The sequence below is a fragment of the Vibrio sp. MMG023 genome (assembly GCF_021654215.1).
Lineage (GTDB): Bacteria > Pseudomonadota > Gammaproteobacteria > Enterobacterales > Vibrionaceae > Vibrio > Vibrio jasicida.
The window spans coordinates 505,819-523,955 of sequence record NZ_JAKFZP010000001.1 but is presented as its reverse complement, the minus strand read 5'-3'; the positions used below and the strand labels follow the sequence as shown (position 1 = coordinate 523,955).

Annotated in this window: 20 protein-coding genes; 11 read left to right on the top strand and 9 right to left on the bottom strand. The window is 44.4% G+C overall.

Features of this window, described 5'->3' with window-relative positions:
- Positions 1-10 precede the first annotated feature (10 nt).
- On the top strand, positions 11-805 hold the full coding sequence (phhA, locus tag L1076_RS02300) for a phenylalanine 4-monooxygenase (protein WP_237303058.1): 795 nt from the start codon (positions 11-13) through the stop codon (positions 803-805).
- Positions 795-1,133, top strand: coding sequence for a 4a-hydroxytetrahydrobiopterin dehydratase (locus L1076_RS02295; protein ID WP_237303057.1), 339 nt, complete (start codon positions 795-797; stop codon positions 1,131-1,133). Before phhA ends, L1076_RS02295 begins: the two co-directional genes overlap by 11 nt.
- 93 nt (positions 1,134-1,226) lie before the next feature.
- On the opposite strand, the gene L1076_RS02290 is transcribed toward L1076_RS02295, so the two are convergent.
- Entirely contained in the window at positions 1,227-2,996 is a 1,770-nt protein-coding gene (locus L1076_RS02290; RefSeq protein WP_237303056.1) for a choice-of-anchor I family protein, read from the bottom strand.
- A gap of 232 nt (positions 2,997-3,228) precedes the next feature.
- Here L1076_RS02290 and L1076_RS02285 point away from each other — a divergent pair, with 232 nt between their 5' ends.
- On the top strand, positions 3,229-3,573 hold the full coding sequence (locus tag L1076_RS02285; protein WP_237303055.1) for a HopJ type III effector protein: 345 nt from the start codon (positions 3,229-3,231) through the stop codon (positions 3,571-3,573).
- A gap of 60 nt (positions 3,574-3,633) precedes the next feature.
- On the opposite strand, the gene L1076_RS02280 is transcribed toward L1076_RS02285, so the two are convergent.
- Entirely contained in the window at positions 3,634-3,942 is a 309-nt protein-coding gene (locus L1076_RS02280; RefSeq protein WP_237303054.1) for a cysteine-rich CWC family protein, read from the bottom strand.
- A gap of 161 nt (positions 3,943-4,103) precedes the next feature.
- On the opposite strand from L1076_RS02280, the gene L1076_RS02275 reads away from it, so the two are divergent.
- From L1076_RS02275 to L1076_RS02265, 3 genes are read left to right on the top strand one after another with little or no spacing between them, the layout of a single operon-like run.
- A complete protein-coding gene (locus L1076_RS02275; RefSeq protein WP_045405120.1) occupies positions 4,104-4,802 on the top strand; it encodes a DUF3313 domain-containing protein in 699 nt (232 codons plus the stop codon).
- A 3-nt stretch (positions 4,803-4,805) separates the two neighbouring features.
- The gene (locus L1076_RS02270; RefSeq protein ID WP_005433583.1) at positions 4,806-5,021 is read left to right on the top strand and encodes a DUF3820 family protein; all 216 of its coding nucleotides are present in this window, start codon (positions 4,806-4,808) and stop codon (positions 5,019-5,021) included.
- Positions 5,022-5,062: 41 nt separating this feature from the next.
- The gene (locus L1076_RS02265; protein ID WP_020195304.1) at positions 5,063-5,305 is read left to right on the top strand and encodes a hypothetical protein; all 243 of its coding nucleotides are present in this window, start codon (positions 5,063-5,065) and stop codon (positions 5,303-5,305) included.
- 163 nt (positions 5,306-5,468) lie between these two features.
- Here the strand turns inward: L1076_RS02265 and L1076_RS02260 are convergent, their stop codons facing one another.
- Positions 5,469-5,807 (bottom strand): hypothetical protein, encoded by a 339-nt coding sequence (locus L1076_RS02260; RefSeq protein ID WP_039976158.1) that lies wholly within the window; start codon positions 5,805-5,807, stop codon positions 5,469-5,471.
- Positions 5,808-6,291: 484 nt separating this feature from the next.
- Positions 6,292-6,540: a hypothetical protein gene (locus L1076_RS02255; protein ID WP_038869647.1), complete on the bottom strand. Its 249-nt coding sequence runs from the start codon at positions 6,538-6,540 to the stop codon at positions 6,292-6,294.
- Between the two features lie 262 nt (positions 6,541-6,802).
- Here L1076_RS02255 and pcp point away from each other — a divergent pair, with 262 nt between their 5' ends.
- From pcp to L1076_RS02235, 4 genes are all read left to right on the top strand, one after another.
- Positions 6,803-7,441 (top strand): pyroglutamyl-peptidase I, encoded by a 639-nt coding sequence (pcp, locus tag L1076_RS02250; protein ID WP_104026695.1) that lies wholly within the window; start codon positions 6,803-6,805, stop codon positions 7,439-7,441.
- Between the two features lie 174 nt (positions 7,442-7,615).
- Positions 7,616-7,879, top strand: a complete 264-nt coding sequence (locus L1076_RS02245) for a hypothetical protein (RefSeq protein ID WP_038869651.1) — start codon at positions 7,616-7,618, stop codon at positions 7,877-7,879.
- Between the two features lie 64 nt (positions 7,880-7,943).
- Positions 7,944-8,930, top strand: a complete 987-nt coding sequence (locus L1076_RS02240) for a GTP-binding protein (RefSeq protein WP_104037002.1) — start codon at positions 7,944-7,946, stop codon at positions 8,928-8,930.
- 163 nt (positions 8,931-9,093) lie between these two features.
- Complete coding sequence (locus L1076_RS02235) at positions 9,094-10,713, top strand: diguanylate cyclase (RefSeq protein ID WP_237303053.1); 1,620 nt, start codon at positions 9,094-9,096, stop codon at positions 10,711-10,713.
- A gap of 77 nt (positions 10,714-10,790) precedes the next feature.
- On the opposite strand, the gene L1076_RS02230 is transcribed toward L1076_RS02235, so the two are convergent.
- Together L1076_RS02230 and L1076_RS02225 are read right to left on the bottom strand one after the other, a co-directional pair.
- Positions 10,791-11,066, bottom strand: a complete 276-nt coding sequence (locus tag L1076_RS02230; RefSeq protein ID WP_038869654.1) for a hypothetical protein — start codon at positions 11,064-11,066, stop codon at positions 10,791-10,793.
- A gap of 211 nt (positions 11,067-11,277) precedes the next feature.
- Positions 11,278-11,520 (bottom strand): hypothetical protein, encoded by a 243-nt coding sequence (locus tag L1076_RS02225; RefSeq protein WP_039976164.1) that lies wholly within the window; start codon positions 11,518-11,520, stop codon positions 11,278-11,280.
- A 291-nt stretch (positions 11,521-11,811) separates the two neighbouring features.
- On the opposite strand from L1076_RS02225, the gene L1076_RS02220 reads away from it, so the two are divergent.
- Entirely contained in the window at positions 11,812-13,104 is a 1,293-nt protein-coding gene (locus L1076_RS02220) for a DEAD/DEAH box helicase (RefSeq protein WP_038869656.1), read from the top strand.
- An 80-nt stretch (positions 13,105-13,184) separates the two neighbouring features.
- On the opposite strand, the gene L1076_RS02215 is transcribed toward L1076_RS02220, so the two are convergent.
- From L1076_RS02215 to L1076_RS02205, 3 genes are all read right to left on the bottom strand, one after another.
- Positions 13,185-16,157: a DUF6701 domain-containing protein gene (locus L1076_RS02215; protein ID WP_237303272.1), complete on the bottom strand. Its 2,973-nt coding sequence runs from the start codon at positions 16,155-16,157 to the stop codon at positions 13,185-13,187.
- A 318-nt stretch (positions 16,158-16,475) separates the two neighbouring features.
- Positions 16,476-17,315, bottom strand: coding sequence for an arginase (locus L1076_RS02210; RefSeq protein WP_038869659.1), 840 nt, complete (start codon positions 17,313-17,315; stop codon positions 16,476-16,478).
- A gap of 6 nt (positions 17,316-17,321) precedes the next feature.
- A complete protein-coding gene (locus tag L1076_RS02205) occupies positions 17,322-18,056 on the bottom strand; it encodes an IclR family transcriptional regulator (RefSeq protein ID WP_038869667.1) in 735 nt (244 codons plus the stop codon).
- Positions 18,057-18,137 lie beyond the last annotated feature (81 nt).

Below are 18,137 nucleotides of genomic sequence, written 5' to 3'. Positions count from 1 at the left end.
GAGATGTGCGATGACTCAGTATCATTCAAAACCCGTCGATCAGGATGGAAGGGTGGAATGGAGCCATGAAGAGGATGCTATTTGGCGCGACTTGGTAACAAGACAAATGAGCGTGATTCAAGACCGTGCATGTAGCGCTTATCTGCATGGACTCAAGCTACTCGATTTACCACATGACCGCGTGCCACAGCTGCCCGAAATCAATCGTGTTTTGATGGAAACAACGGGCTGGCAAGTGGAGCCAGTACCTGCATTGATCGACTTTGATCGTTTCTTCAATTTGCTTGGAAATAAACGCTTCCCAGTCGCGACATTTTTGAGAACGCGAGAAGAGTTTGATTACCTACAAGAGCCAGATTTCTTCCATGAGATTTTTGGTCATTGTGCTATGCTCACCAACCCTGATTTTGCCGCCTTTACCGAGCACTACGGACAGCTTGGACAAGCCGCGACACCAAAGCAGCGAGGGTACCTTGCGCGTTTATATTGGTTTACAGTCGAGTTCGGTTTGGTTCAAGAGGGTAACAAAACCAAGATCTACGGTGGCGGCATCCTTTCATCTCCGGGAGAAACCATCTATTCATTGGAAAGCGACATCGCGATTAGAGACGAGTTTGACCTGCAAACTGTGCTAAGAACCCCTTATCGAATCGACATCATGCAGCCGAAATACTACGTGATTGAAGAACTGTCCCAGCTTTTCCAAATTAGCCAACTGAATTTATTGAAACAAGCCGATCTAGCGATTGAAGCCGGATTGCTTCCACCACTTTTTGAACCAAAGGAACCTGCTCATGTTGAATGAACAAAAATGCGAAGCTTGTAGTATCGATGCCATTGCACTTAGTAAAGACGAACAACAGTCTTTGCTGCTGCAATTGTCTGATTGGCAGATCATTGGGAGAGATGAGATTCCTCAACTTGAGAAGGTCTACAAGTTTAAGAACTTCAAACAAGCGTGGGCGTTTAGTAACAAGATTGCCGAGCTTGCAGAAGATGAATTCCATCACCCATCTATCTTGTTGGAGTGGGGCAAAGTGACCATCACGTGGTGGAGCCACTCTATTAAAGGTCTGCATAAGAACGACTTTATCTGTGCTTCGAAGTGCGACGCATTGGCGATTGAAGAATAGAGTTGAGTGGTTATGCTCACTCGTAATAACAAAAACGCCCAGACTGAAGTTCGGGCGCTTTACTTTTAATTTTGTTCTCTTGAAGAGTGGGTATTAAAGCTCAATTCGAAACACAGACGTCGTCCCTGACACTTCATTATCCACTGCAATAAAGTGTTGTCCGTTACGAGCAAAGTAGTTGATTGACTCTGGCGCCAAATCACCTGCTTTTGGATTGTAAGTGTCGTTCGCGCATTCGCCATCTTCCACTTCTGTACAAACTGGTTGGCTGTAATCACGACGGTTTACGAAATGCAGGAACTGCGCTTGCTTCGGGTCTGTGATGTCATAAATCATGATGCCACCTTGACGCTCCAAGCCGATAAACGCGTAGTGACGACCATTGATTTGTGCTACTTCAATCGCTTCTGGCTCAATGCCTTTGTCGTCGCTGCGGTCATCGCCACTGTCATTGCTATCGTTGGTGCTGTTGAAGTTCTTACCTTCATTCATTAATGCGATGGTCGCGAAATCGTCACCACTATCGAAAACCAACTCACCGTTTTCATCCCAAATAGAGAACGAACGTGCGCCAAAGGCTTGAACATTGTCTTGCGCAGAAAGCGTTTGTTCAGGCTTAATCACTTTTAGACGCGCGAGTTGCTTGTTGTCTTTTAGCGCCTCTGCCAGCGGGTGATCTGCTGCGACTTTCAGCTTCTTACCGCGCACTTCGTCAACATGGCTTAAACAGGTGCCTTGCTCAGAAGTATATTCATCTGTACCGAGGTAATCGTCTTCATCCCACTTGAAGCCCGCTTGGTCACATAGAGCTTGTGTTGTTTTGAAGCCATACTCACGACCGTCACCTTCGTTGGCAGAGAGGATGTAAGTTTTGCCATCTACAGAGTAGCTGTCGAGGGTATCTGGCATGTACAGACCAACCAGTTGAGGGTAGCTCTTAAAGTTGCCAATGATTTTGTCTTTGTTCGAAGCATCCAGTTTTGAATCAGACCAAGATTTCTCGCCCAGACCAACAATTTTCTCTACCGATTTGCTTTCAGGGTTTACAATTGCCATTGCATTGTTCTCTTGCAGTGCAACGTAGATTTTTCCGTTGTCAGCAAAGGTGAGGTATTCCGGTTCTAGATCCTGCGCCACCGTTGCATTTGGACCTGAGATTCGAACATCAGCAGGTAACTCAGACTTACGCGCACCATCAAACTCATTGAAACCAATCTGCGTGACTTCTGCTTGGTTTACGCCTTGGCTCAAGTCGATTAATGTGATGCTGCCTTCTGGATCGACACTGTAGTCACCATTTGGCTCACCTTCGTTTGCTGTCGCAATGTATCTGCCGTCTTTTGAGAAGCCGACCATGTCTGGCAATGCGCCGGTAGGGAAGGTGGTGATCAGCGACAAATCATCCGAGCGGTACAAGCCAACAATGCCATTCGCCTGCTTATTACTGTTTTCAATCGCTACAGCGACTAAACCATTAAAGACTGCAACGCTGTTTGCCGCGCCAATTTCAACGCCTGCCGCTTCGCCTGCGCTGTTGAGATCGATGAATGCAGTTTGCGTTGGTGCGCCGCTGTCATCCATAGAAAGCACATCGACACGCTTTGCTTGAGCGTTGACCACGTAAAGCTTGTCAGTACACGCATCATATTGAACGATTTCTGCTGCCGATGTATCGAATGGTGCGTCAGCGATAGACGTTCCCATAAAGGTCAAACCTTGGATGGATGTCTCCCCAGTAACAGGTGCTACCGATGCTTTACATTGGGCTGCAAACGAAGAGAGAGAATCGTCAGGTTGAGATGAACATGCGATGGCAAGTGAAGATAATGCCAATACGCCTATTGCCTTAAATGGGGTGGTCATGATATTTCCTTATTAAGCAGATACAATGTTGCTCAATGCACCTAAGTTAGATATCTATTCATTCACTACAACAGTGAGGAATAGCGCATTGATTGATGTGTTATTAAATAAGGCTCTGAATATATTTATGATTTATGACTCTTATATTGGCTTTTGATGAAACAAATGTGTCAGTTTTCATCTGAACGTCTGTCGAACACTTAAGATGAAAAGACACTAGGAACTAGAAATAATGGAACTTAAAGAATTTTTGGATGCGCTAACGGCATCACCTGAGACAGTAGAATTTGAAACGACAATGGCAGCGATAGAGGCAAACTACGCGTTTACGCCAGTGGCTTTTGTGAATGGTGAAACGCAGAATAATGCAGGTGAGAACAACGGCTCGTGCAAGATCTTCGCTTTTGGTCAACTGAATAACCTAAGCAAAGAGGCAACGTTGGCGTGTTTTGGTCGCTTCTACCGTGAAGACGTATTGGCACATCCAGAGAACAACGACCATCAAAACATTCGTAACTTTATGGTGACAGGCTGGGATGGCGTGAAGTTTGAATCCCAAGCGTTAGCGCAGAAATAGTTCGCAGAACTCACCTTCATTTCAATGATAGCCAGTCCGTTATGTCCTATATTCGATAGGCTAGGCGACTGGCTTTTTCTCCAAACATTTACGACACAAACAAAGCTGTCCCGCTTCTGGCTTTGGTAAATCTCTGGTCTCAATATCAAAGCACCAGCACGTCTCTTTCCCCGCAGCAATATCACAGTGCGCGTTCGTGCCACATTCAGGGCAAGAGTGGGTTGAATCATTTCCAACCAATTGCTCGATGATCGCGTCTCGTTGAGCAACAGACTTATCTTTCCACTGCACGATTTCTTCCATGGTTCGGTGACAGCCAGAACAGAATCCGCCGTTGTTTTTACAGGCTGCGCGGCAAGGTGATTTCATTATTTTTCTCGTTATGCTTTCCAGTAAGCGGCGTACTTTAACATGAAATTGTGCAGCGGGAAGCTCAATACTTGATTCAACAAAACATCCATTAAGTGAATAAATACTAGCCAAATTTATATGGAATGATAAACTGTATACTCAAAGTTTGAGGAGTTGGTATGTTTAAGTCATTGGTTGAGCGCTTGTTTAAGGCGACGGTTGTTGTAACTCTGGGTTTCATCTTGAGTGGATGTGCAGGTGGTCCTGTCGTCAGTGCGACGAAATTCACCAGTTATGAAGATTTTCGTCCCGGACCAGAGGGTGGCGTTGATCTTGTTTGGGCCAGAGTTGGTTTGCGCGATGCTACTCGATTGAAAGAGAAAATGGATGAATACGATAGCGTGGTGATTGACCGAGTAATGGTTGTGGTTCAAGAATCTGAGCTCGATGATGAAGAAATCAATGAATTGACGACTTACATGGTTGAGCAGTTAAAAGCGCGCATCTCACCGGTCAAAAAGATTGTCGACCAACCCGGTGAAAAAACACTTCGCTTGAGCATTGCAGTCAGTAATGTAGAAACGCCTAACCCTCTTCTTGCGGTTACCTCAAGCATTCTTCCAGTTGGTTTAGGGATCTCGACCATCTCAAAAATTACGACAGGTGAGCATACCAATGTAGGTTCTGCGACGGTGGAGTTACTGGTGAGTGATTCTGAGAGCGATGCGCCTTTGTTCGCCGCGATTGATCGTCAAGCAGGAAATAAAGACTTCTCGACTATGATTGACTCTTTAGACGATGCTAAAGATGCAATTAACTGGTGGGTCGATCGCTTGGGTGTTACTCTTAGCCAAGATTTATCCCAACAGACTCCGTAGTATATGTTAGAAAAAGAAAACCTTATTAAACTCGCTCGAATGCAAATGCCGTTTGGCAAATACGCTGGGCGTGTTCTTATTGATCTTCCAGAAGAATACCTACTCTGGTTCGATAAAAAAGGTTTTCCGGAAGGGGAGCTAGGCGAACTGCTAAAGCTCTGCCTCGCACTTAAAATTGAAGGCTTGGACAGTGTTGTTAAGCCTTTAAAGCGCATGTAACCTGCCACAGAAACCCCCTATTTTTGATTTAAAGAATTACCATGAATTTTGATATTAATGCACTGAAACACCACCAACTGGTCGAAGATGGTCAACTAGAAGGGTGTTACCTTCATCAACCTGCAAAGGGCAGTCAGCAAGATGACAAAGCGGTCTTGGCAGAACGCCAAGCGTTGGAAAAGATGGGGTACAAGGTGATACAGGTTCAAGCGAAAGGCGGGACCACAACGTTTGCCGAAGCGATGCAGGAGTTTGCAAAGAAGACTGGCCACCAGCCTCAGTAATAAGCGGATTCAACCGATTCAACTACCTACCACTTTTCTCGAAATACCTTCGGCTTCATACAAAAGAGTCAGACTATCAAGCTGACTCTTTTTTTGCCCCATTCTTTGTAAGCAATGCTGCTCGCTAGTTAACCGCAGCATTGCCTTTCTCGTGGAATAATTTTCAGTTCATTCGGGTAATAAAGGTTTGCTCATCATCCACAAAAGCGACAAATCCGCCGTGATAGATAAACACTCGCCCGCGTCCCTCGACTAAGCATGCTAGCTGTGGGTTCAAATCTTCTTCGTTATCTTGGCTTTCAAACGTGCCAGTATCCGTGATTACACCGTTGAGTGCAGGCAAATATCCATAAGTGCGTTTGGCTTGATCAATCAGGCTCAATTCACTGTCGATAGAGAAACAAGAGGGGATCGCACCAGCGTCTTCGATGAATATAGGTTTCAGTTCTTCAAAAGCTGTAATCACCAGCCAGTCGATGCCGTTTACATGATGGATAAACATAGAGTTGCTCGATAGTTTTGATGCGGAGATTCTATCACTATCAAGTACAGAACGTAGTAGAAATTTAGTTGTTCAAGGCGATAATTCTGTGCTACTTCCTGACATTCACCACGCCAAGTTGAGACAGGTTTCTGTCTAATATTAAGTGGCCATAACAAGCATACAGAGATCTCTAAAAAAGCCCCGTATAGCCCAAGGCTGTCAAGCGGACTATAAGGGGCAAACAGAGCAACTAGGATCACTGCTCTGCGATGGTGTCTGGAAACGACAATTAGAAATCGCCTCCGAGATAAATTCTAGGAATTTCTTATCTTGTTTTGTCAGCGAAATGTCACGACTGGTTACCATGCAGACAAGCTTATTTTTTATTTTTGAACAATAGCTTAGAAAGCCAGCGGGCATTGTAGGAATGGGCTGAAATGCCTTACGGAGGGTGCAAAAAAGCTCGCGATATAAGCGAGCTTTTTGTCATTTAAAAGCAGGATTAATGCTTGCGCTGCGGGCCGTGACGAACGATGTCTTTTCCGTGTTCGTAAACGTGTTGAGAAACCCAACGTCCAAGAACTAATTGATGCTTTTCGTCCAATACTGCAACAAATGGACGGCCATCAGTGTTGGTTGTTGCTAATGCTACGCCAGCGACGCCTTCAAGACCTAGCGCGCCACTTTCAATTAGATGTAGGAAAGCTTCTAGCTCTTCCAATGTTTCGATAACGTGATTATCAATGTTCATTATCTTCGATCTCTTCGAATTGCAGATACTCAATGGTCGCGTACTCTACCTAACTTACCGTTAGAAACCAAGCTAGGATTTGCTCAGCAGAACATTGCTTTGCAAGTTCAAGATAGGGGCTATCTCCAATTTTACGCTATATGTAAGTCGCGGTTTTGTGCAGTTCATTGCCGCGATGTAATAATACTTGGCTTTGTGACGCTAAGTTATTGTAAATTCGAGTCTCAACCATTGAGTTTTACTATCAAGAGAAAATAGTCCGATGAAGAAAGTGTTAATGACAGGTTTTGAGCCATTTGGTGGTGAATCCATCAACCCTGCTTTAGAAGCAGTAAAGCGACTTGATAGAAAGAAACTCGATGGCGGCGAGGTGATGATTTGCCAAGTGCCCGTCACACGTTATGAATCTATCGATACCGTGGTTAACGCGATTGAGCAATACCAACCAGATATTGTCATCACAGTAGGGCAGGCAGCAGGGCGTGCAGCGATTACTGCAGAACGTGTGGCAATTAATGTAGACGACTTCCGTATCCCTGATAATGGTGGCCATCAACCAATCGATGAGCCAGTAGTTCAAGATGGCCCAGACGCTTACTTCACAACGCTGCCCATCAAGGCGATGACAAACGCTTTACAAAACGCGAGCATTCCATGCCAAGTATCAAATACGGCAGGGACGTTTGTATGCAATCACCTGTTTTATGGTATCCAGCATTACTTGCGTGATAAATCGGTACGTCATGGCTTTGTGCATATTCCTCTTTTGCCAGAGCAAGACGCTTTAGGCAACCAGCCAACCATGTCGTTGGATGTGATTGTTGAAGGGTTAGCGCTCTTGGCTCAAGCAGCGATTGACAACGAATCTGACATTGCAGTCAGCGCAGGACAAATTTGTTGATACACAAGCCAAATTCAAATCCTTAGATGAACGCCGAGCACCATTAAGCTCGGTGTTTTTGTATCTGTTAAGTCGCTCAAATTTTGTGGGGTATGAAAGGAGTAGCATTGAATTGTGAAATGGATAAGTAACACCGATTCACTTTGATCTCTCGTTCAAATAAGGCGAACTATCATGAAAAGCAATAGAAGTAAGATCATTGCACTTTCCTCTGCGGTTGTTTTCGCTTTGGCTATTGCCGCTTTAAAATTTGAAAACACCCTCGGACTGCTTCCAATCCTTGTAGCGATTGTCGCGTTTTTTACTTGTGTGATTCACACCAGCATGCACCTTTCTGGTGTTAAAAATGCGGATGCATTTGGTTATTACCAACAATCTCAGCAGACAAAAGCGAATGCGTTGCATAAAGGCTTAGACCCTCGCGATAAAAAGCGTTGAAGCAAGTCACATTCTCCGTATACTTTGGCAAAAGCATTTAAGCACAAGCTTGTCGGAGAAGAGCATGTCAAATCGAGTACCAACCAATATACTGACAGGATTTTTGGGTGTCGGTAAAACCACCGCTATCTTGAATTTATTGAAAAACAAACCAGAGAACGAGAACTGGGCTGTGTTAGTCAATGAGTTTGGTGAAATTGGTATCGATGGCGCGATGATGACTGACCAAGGCGCGATGATCAAAGAAGTGCCGGGCGGTTGCATGTGCTGCACGGCTGGCGTGCCTATGTCTGTTGGTATTACGGCTTTGCTGCGCCAGAACCCTGACCGTCTTCTTATTGAGCCGACGGGCTTGGGCCATCCAAAGCAAGTAGTTGCGACGCTAACGTCTGAGCAGTACCAACCGTATGTGGATCTTAAAGCGACGATTGCGCTGGTGGACCCGCGTAACCTAAGTAACGAGAAGTACCTTTCTAACAAAAACTTTGTTGATCAGCTTGATAGCGCAGATGTGGTCATTGGTAGCAAAGTTGACCTGTGTACAAGCCATGATATTGATGTTTTCAATGACTGGGTGACAGACCAAACGCCTTCTAAAGTGTTCAGTAAGCTGATTCACGACGGTGACTTACCGATTGAAGTGTTAGATATCGAACGGGTGCACGGCAGTGCTTCTTCTCATATTGAAGCGCATCATCATGATCATGCTCACCAAGAGCCTCAATTCCAACTACCTCCGGGTGAAGCTTTCATTCGTAAAGAGAACAAAGGGCAGGGTTACTTCAGCTGTGGTTGGTTGTTCGGCGCGGAATACTCATTCAATTTTGAACAACTGTTCTCCATGCTATCTGAGCTAACTGCTGAACGTGTGAAAGCAGTGATGAACACAGACCAAGGTTGCTACGCGTTTAACGTGGCGAATGGCGTGGTTTCAGTCAATGAAATGAGCCTACAGGGCTTCGAATCACGCCTTGAGGTAATTGACTCTCAATTGATGCCTTGGGACCAGTTGGAAGCGCTTCTACTAAAGCTTTGTGACATCTCAGAATAGACTCCAACCAAGATGGAACAAGGCCTGAGTGGATACTCGGGCCTTTTTTATTCGCTTTCACTGTTGAGATGATAGAAAATTTTTATCGATACGAACCTATTTATATGTGATTTGTATCACTATAATTGCCGGTTTTATCACTAGGTAAGAAACCGGAGACCACTTGAATTCTACCTTTACTTTTTCTGAGTTGAAGTTCTTTTGCTTACGCTTTATCGCGATTTTCTTTCTGCTCGTTGCGGTATTTGGCGCCATCATTCATTACGATAAGTCTGCGTCTGAAGAGGCAGAAAAGAGCAACATCCGTGTTCAACAAAAAGCACTGTTAGAAGGCAAGAAGCAATACATCGAGTGGGTAATGGGCTCCGTGGTAAGAGAAACCGCTTTGTTATCCGACATTATGGAAGCGAGAAAGGTGTACGACGTGGTGGCGTTGTTGCCTGTGGCCAAGCGCGATGTTGAACTCACAAGGCTGAGTACCATTTTGGAAGCAGTCAGTCAGCGTAAAGAAGTGTATGACCAACTTCGTTATCTCGATTTGGAAGGGAATGAAGTGGTTCGTATTAACTTTAACGATGGACACTCACAGGTCGTACCGACCGAGCAACTACAAAACAAAAGCCACCGTTACTACTTCAATAAAGCATTGCAGCTAGGTTGCCGAAAGATCTACGTATCGCCTTTAGATTTGAATGTTGAGCATGGTCAGATTGAAGTACCGCTTAAACCTATGATTCGTTTGGCCACTCCTGTCTTTGATGAAAAAGGGCAAAAGCGTGGCATCGTTGTGGTTAACTATCTCGCGAAATACCTAATGGAAGGCATGGCGTTGTTTAATCTCGATATGGGAACCAACTACATGTTGCTCAACAAAGACGGTTATTTTTTGTTTAACAAACAGCATCGCGATTCTGAGTTTGCATTTATGTATAACCAACGAAGTGATGAGACCATCTACAGTGCATTTCCAGAGTTGGCCGAACAAATTCACAACACGTCTACAGGTCAGATCGAGACGGATAAAGGCATCATGACGATCGAGTCCGTTGGTGCTGTTGATCGCATCAATCCATACTGCTTTCAGGACTACCACGTTAGCGAAAACAGCTCAACGGCATGGAAGTTAGTTTCTTATGTTGATTTTAGCGAAAGGAAGGACATCGTCAGTTCACAATACGAACGAAAATGGTTAATGCAGGTTGGCGTGGTATTGAGCATTATTTTGGCTTACTTTATTGCGCGTTTCCAACTGCGAGCCTTCGCCGATAATCAACGTATCCACTACTTGGCACAACACGATAGCCTTACTGGTCTCGTTAACCGTGGCGCATTTCAAAATCAAGCGACGAATACGCTGGCTCAAAACTTAAAAGCAGGAAAAATGGTCTGCTTGATCTACCTCGACCTTGATGGTTTTAAGTTCATTAATGATGAATATGGGCATTCAGCAGGAGATAAAACCTTAATTCATGTTGCGTCCGTAATGCATCGTGTATTTGGCAGTAAAGCCTTGCTGGCACGTCTAGGCGGTGATGAGTTTGCTATTTTGTTGAGCTCTCAAGAGCATATGCAAAACCCTGAACACTACGCGGCATCTTTGATTCAGTTGATTCAAGATCCAATTGAAGTGTTACCAGGGACCTTCCATCAAGTGACTGCCTCGATTGGCGGTTGTTATACAAAAGGGCAGGATTGCACACTCGACGAGCTAATGCATCAAGCTGATATGGCGATGTATGAAGCGAAGAAGTCAGGTAAGAACCGTTACTACTTTATAAAATAATCCATTCTAAAAGTAAGGCGCATACTGCGAAGGAATTCCAATGCGCCTTAACTTTAGAAATGGCTAAAAACCATTGCTTAAAGCTCTAGCGATAACATCGGTACCGTCGCTTGGTACACGATAAGTTGATCTTTTTCTAGAGTGGGTGCGGTGTAATCAATGTGGTCAAGGCCGAGGTTCTCTCGGACGTGTTTTTGGTCAAGGTCATAATCGAGGTAACCTGATTTGACCTCTATGTTAGTCGGCAGAACGGCGACCGATTTCACTTTTCCTGACCAGTTCATCAAAGCGCCTGCTGCATTCACGTTGAATGAGAGAGCGATTAGCATTAGCGATAATATTTGCTTTGTCATGATAACCTTCCTTGTTTATGCGACGTCTTTATAGCGGCCAGTCAAAAAAGTTCTTTAATGCTAATTATTGACTGAAGTGATGAGACATCACAATTCTTTACTATCAGTATGTAAGGCGACCGGACTGCGGAGATGATTAAATTTGGTGAGATTATGGATGAGAATTAAAGTGACAAAAAAGAAGGTAGGCAGCCACTCCTTGGCAGGCAGATTATAAGTCTAAGGCCAGCATAGGAACGTTCGCCTGATCGATGATGATCTGATCCTTTGTCAGGTTAGTTACTGATAACTCGACATGTTTTCCGTAGAGATCAAAGTGTACGGTTTCTTTCTCGACGGTAATATTAGCGGGAACTTGAGCGATCGAAGGTACGACGCCCGACCAGCCCATCGTCGCGGTTGCGCTGTATGAATTTAAAGAAACCATTGCGAGAGCCAACAAGCATTTGTTCATGATTCTATTCTCTATAGTTAGATTGATTAGGTTGATTAAAACGCGCGCAGTGTATGCTTATAAATGTACAACTAGTTTGATATATATCAAGTGGTAGGCATTATGAAAAAACATTTTATAAAATGCTAATTTATGAATGAGGAAGAAATAACCTAGGTGTAAAACCCAGAAAAAGGTGACCTTTTTTGCAGATTAGGTGTTGAAAAAAGTGAGATAAATCACTTGAATTCGGGTATAGTGCACGGCTAAATTTTCAAAGCTATCTAGTGGTTTGTTTAAGGAATACGCTCAATGTCATTTTCATCTCAAGGTTTTGCGCCAGAAGTGGTTAAAGCACTGGCAGAATGCGGTTATGAGAAGTTAACGCCAATCCAACAAAAGGCGATTCCAATGGCTCGTCGAGGCCATGATATTTTCGCTACTGCACAAACGGGTACGGGTAAAACCGCAGCCTTTTCTTTGCCAATGATTCAACGTTTGCTTGATAGTGGTCGTAACGCGTCTCGTAAGACAGCACGTGCACTTATCATGGCTCCGACTCGTGAATTAGCAGAGCAAATCGCTGATAACATCAAAGCTTACACTAAGTATACGAACCTCTCTGTTGCGGCTATTTTTGGTGGTCGCAAGATGTCATCACAGGTGACAGCATTAGAAAATGGTGTGGATATTCTGGTTGCAACGCCAGGACGCCTAGAAGAGCACATTGAACAAGGTAACGTTTCAGTAGCAAACATTGATTTTCTTGTGTTTGATGAAGCAGACCGAATCTTGGATATGGGTTTTATCAATGCGGTTCGTAAAATCATGTTAGATGTGGATACCGACCCACAGATCATGATGTTCTCAGCAACAACCTCTAGCCAATTGAACGTTCTAGCAAGAGACATTCTACGTAAGCCAAAGCGTATCGAAGTAGAACGAGCGAATACTACGGCTCAAACCATTGCTCACGTATTGTACCCAGTAGACCAGGAGCGTAAGACAGAACTACTTTCTGAACTTATTGGTCGTAAAAACTGGAAGCAAGTGCTGGTTTTCGTCAACTATAAAGAAACCGCAAACGACGTAGTTAAAGAGCTGAAGCTGGATGGCATTAAAGCGGTGGTTTGTCATGGTGACCGTGCGCAAAGTGCTCGCCGTCGTGCTCTGGAAGAGTTCAAAACAGGCAAAGTACGCGTAATGGTAGCGACGGACGTTGCTGCTCGTGGTTTGGACATCGAAGATCTACCTCACGTAGTCAACTACGACATGCCATTCTTAGCAGAAGACTATGTTCACCGTATCGGTCGTACTGGTCGCGCTGGTAAGCAAGGTCATGCCGTGTCGTTTGTTAACCGTGAAGAAGAGTTGACGGTTGTACAGGTGGAAAATCTAATCCAGCAGCATATTCGTCGAATCGAACTAGCTGGTTACGAACCAAAACAACGTGAAGCTTACATCGAGAAGTTGAATTCAAAACCGGCATTCAAAAATCGTCAAGGTCGACGTAATAACCCGAACCAATCGGCTACGGACCAAGGCTCAGCAGAACGTCGTTTAGCGATGGTAAAACGTTTGAAAGCACGTCGTTCGTCAAACTAATCATCGTTTATTGAAAAAGGACATTCTACGAAAAGCGCCCCTCAACCGAGGGGCGCTTTTTTATCTATGAAATGAAGAGGTTAATTCATCCCTATAAAATTGGGCTCTCCTCGATAGATGATACGGTCATTACCACGATGAATGCCAAAGGTCACGACCGTTGGCGGGTTATCTTCTTCTTTATTGGTCTTATCCCAATTGTATTTCAACCAAGGTAAGTTATTGCCGCCACTGCTTAGGTCTAAATGAAAGCGAACCTGTTCTCGTGCAGAGTCCACTTGGCTTGCGACAAGGTCATACGTTCTACCTGCTAGCATAGTCCCTTCGCCAGATAGCTTGGTGTTATTTGGTGAAGAATTCGACCAAATAGGGGTTCTGGAGTGATGTTCTCCGTTGGCAGTGGTTGCGCTGTCTTCAAAGTGCGTCACAAAGCGGCTACCTTGCCAAACTTCGACGTCAAGTGGGACCTTGATGGTCATACCTTGGTTGCCGCCAACGTCTTTAAAATTAAGCCTGCCAAAGCGGATATCCGGTTGTTCTTTTAAGATATGTCGGTCATCAAAGAAGTGTATTTCATCGACGACGTTTGTGTGAGTTAGACCTATTTCACTCTTTGTTGATTTTGAGTCTTTATTGAATGGGCCGTCTGGATACTGACCATCAGTTGCATCCTTCTCCCAGCAAGGGCTATTGTCACAATTCGCATTGCCAGTAGCTTTTTCAATTGTGAAACTGCCAACACTTGCGTCACCCACCAAGTTCCACTCAACCGAGTGCGCTGCTGGTGGAATGAAACGGTCTACGTAGTCACTCAATTCGCCCAAATGGAAGTGTTCTCGAAGACTGGCATCGAAATACACGTAATTCTCTATGTCTTCTTGTTTGGCATTAAGGGCGACCACGTCATAACGAACCTCTTCAAATGGTTGATTCATGTAAATGAAGTTTTGTTTTGTCGGGTACGTCCATTCTGCCTCTCTCACCTTAAAGTATTTGGCGTAGAAGCGACCAACATTTCGAAAGCCGGTGTTAACCGTCATATCAAGGTACTGACTACTTAAACTTGCTTTGATCTTTAGGCTGCCAACTTCTTCCCAGTACAAGCCGGAGAAGGTGTATTTAGAGTTCTCACTCTCGGTATGGCTGCGAGTGAGTGACAAGGTACTTTCCAGTAACTTCTCGGATTGGTTTGCTGTTTCGGTCGGTGTCTTTTGTTTACTGCTGATCACGATGCTCGCCGCGGGTGCATCTTCCAACATAAAGTTGCCAGTAACATCTGCGTCGCAATAACTCTTTGTATTTACTTCACCAGTAACAGAGCCACCACTTTGCCAAATGATGGGTTTAACGGTCAGTGAGAAGTGTTCGCCAGCGGCAATAAATCCAGGACCACTTTTCGAAGTACCGGAAGCTAGTGTGGTTGAACCGTCGCAAATGGCCAGTGTCCATGGTCGAGATTTGACATCAAATGTACCTTCAACGTATACAGAGCCATCATCTGGACATTCTGCGAAACCTGAGCACTCGAATCTATCGGACATTTTTACAGAGAATAATCCGGATTCATTCGTGATTAAGCCGTGACTCGAGACACCGTCTTTAAAATCTGCAGAATAACTAAAGTTGCCTTCGCTGCCACCTGCGGGTTTGATCAGAGGATGAGTGATTTGAGGTTTGCCATCATAATTGGTTGCAATGACTTGCTCACCAGTAGTTGCACACGCCAACAAGCGAGTGTCCACGGTCTGCGATTTACCAGCAATGACGTGGATTTCTTTAAGGCTACTCAGGTCCTCAGCGTAGGCTTCGAACATATATGGCGTAAACATAAACTGGACAGTCTGCATTTTGTTTGTGTCGTCCACCATGGTAAAGGTGAGGGTATAGTTTGCATCGAGAGCGATAGCATCAATGTTGTTAGGGACGACTTTTACTATCAGCGTACCGTCATCTTTTGAGATAAAGTTGTTGTCATCAATCTTCTGCTTTCCTTCAACCATCTCAAGGGTGAATAGGTCAGGATGAGAGAGAGTAGCCAATACTTTAGCGCTCGTTACTTCATCATTGTTGGTTGTAGTCACGGTAAACTGAGGGAGTTCATCACCACACATTAGTGCGATGTCTTCTGTTGGTGTGACGATAAGGTCGAAATCGTCATAACTCGGTGGGATTAACTCGCAAACAGGGACTTCTTTCTCTGGGCAATTTCTGGTTGCATATGAGCAGTTTTGATCATCTTTTCCGCAGTATTGAGTGATGTCGTTGTTGACTCGGTGGGCTTCTATTTTCCCACACACTTGGCCGATACCATCCACAAAACTTGCAGTATGAAACGCTTTAATAGCATTATATTTTGCATAAACCGAAGTATTGTCTAGTGTGATGTTTGCACCTTTGGATTCTATTGCACCAAAAACATCGGTATTTGAGAGCGTTAGATTTTGTAAAGAAAAGAGGCCGCCGACAATAACATTCTTGTTCGCTCCAACTTCTACTAAACCGCCTGACGACCAAACATCTCCGCAGACTTGAGCGTTCTCAAGCTTGAGGTTTTGACTTGCAGTTACTTGACCATTGACAACGTTGTAGAGGCCTTTTAGCTCGACAGTCATGCCTCTTGAATCTACATCACCATCGATAAGTACGTTTTCAAGTGAAATCGTATAATCCGTTTTTACATCGCCATAAATGTATGTGTAGTCAGTTTCGTGGTTGGCATTGCTAACTATTACGCCTTGGGATAGGGATTTTATACCTATCGGGTTTTCCGGAGAGCCAATGCTATTTCTACCTTTAAAGTTCAAGCCGGTAAAAGCACGAAGCTGAATCTTGGTATCTTGGGTGTTGATTATTTGTTCATCTAGCTCAAGTGTTATGTTTCCATGACAGTAGTACGCTTTATCATATTTTTGGTCGGTAGGTTCTTGTATCTGTATCTTCTCTGGGCAAAAACCGACCTCATCACCGGTTTTAATGTCAGCTAAATCAAACACTGTTGCCAGAGCGTAGGGGGAAAAAATAGATGCGAGTGTGATGAATATTTGTTTTAGCATCATCAAGTATCCTAAATCTAGTGGAACTTAATGGCACCAAGCGAGTGTGAGCAAAAGGCTCATCGAAGTTAAGTTTGCGGTTTAGTTTTTTATAGTATGCCCGCTTAGTTATTGAACTTTGGTTGCTTTTTATTCGTATGTCATACCAAGTTCATATGAGTCTATTAAAACGTGAATGTGATCTTAGTTCAATAGTTTTGGTGGGTATGTGTCGCACTTTTAGCGTATCAAATTGTTAGAAAATAATAAGAAAGGGTTATATGTAACCAAACTGATAGAGCCAACACCTTAATGTTGGCTCTGATGTAGAAGCACGTCTTATGCGGCATGGTCGATTAAAGGAGCCATTTGATAAAGCTCTTGGAGAATTGCTTTCGTTTGTTTCGAATAGACAAGACGATCTTTGTCTCCGACAAGTTGTACCGCTTTTACCTTTCCTGATACCAGACACAAACGAATCGTACGAAGAACCATTTGTATATCCAGCGCGGGTGTTCCATCTAGACTGTTTTTTGTCAGTAGTGATGCCAAATCAATTGATATGACGATCTGATCACAATGGTCTAAATAGCTTCCGACTTGTTGCTTGAGGTGATTGCGGTAACGAAAGGTAAATTCGCGGTCGGTAACCCAATCACACCCTTGATCTTCGGCATAGTCCCAAGCTTCTTGTTTGGTATCTTGCTCACTCGCGCCAGCAAAGAACATGCGGACATTTGGGTAGCGTGACAGCGCAAAATGAAAAGCGGAGCCAAGGCGAGGGTCTAGTGTCGGTTTTAGGCTCATTCGGTGTCCGATATTTATGATGCCTATTTCGTCATTATCGCAAACCACAACTGGCAACATGGATAGAATGGCTTCGGTACAATTCGATAAGACAACCGGTATGGAGTGGCGCGAAAGAGACAAGCTTAATGCCTCTTGAAAATCGCCACTCTCAATCTGGGGATGGGAAAAGTGCCCAAGGTTTGCGGCTGAGCCTTGATCGTGTTGTTGATAGAGCCAGTCACTGGCATTCTCTAAACTTTGATCGGCTAAATCAAACGTGCCACTGCTCATCGGGGCTAAATGCTCACAAACCGTCATAAAAGAAAAAGGGTAATGGTGGACGGACTTATGAGCTCGATGAAGTTTGTAGCGTTTGAAAAAGCCTAACATGATGAATTACCTTTCTGGCGGCAACGCTCTCGCTGCCTGCAACACATGCAAAATGATACGCTGCTTATCCTTTTCGACTCGGTGAGCCGGAGCCATTACCGAGACTGCGCCAATCAATTTACTTCCTTTCATGACTGGTGCGCTAATGCCAGAAACACCAGGATCGATTTCTGATGTACTGACAGCGTATCCGTTCTTACGGATGGTACTGAGCTCTTGTTCCCATTCGCTGAGGCGATGATCTTGCCCAAAATGACGCAAGATTTTTTCGCAACGGCTTTGAGGCATGAAAGCCAGCATCACCTTAGATGAGGCGCCACGAAGCAATGGTTGACTTTGACCCTGGACGTAGCTGCATCGAAGCGCCTGCATACTCTCTTTCTGTCTGACACAAAGCGCGCGGTAACCAGAAGGCACCATGTAAGCGGCCATTTCGCCTGTTTGTTGAACTAGGCGAGCTAAAATGGTTTCCACCATATCTAAGCCATGTTGCGCGGTCTCATAGCTATGCATTAGCAACAAAGCTGCTGGGCCGACTACAAATGTCTTGTCGTGGACACTTTCCTCTATCAAGTTCCATTCTTTAAGCAGCTTTAAATGTCGATAAAGACTACTCAAAGGAACAGCCAGTTGTTCACTGAGCGTTTTCGCAGAGACTGGGAATGGACTAACTGCGACTTGCATGAGCAATTGCAGCGCCTTTTCGTTTACCTGATTAGCGTTGGCTTTGTTTGTCGTCATGAGCATGTTGTAACGTGATAATGGGTATGCAACAACTATAATTCTTAAACGTTGAGAAAAGGAAAATAATTGGGATTGGAT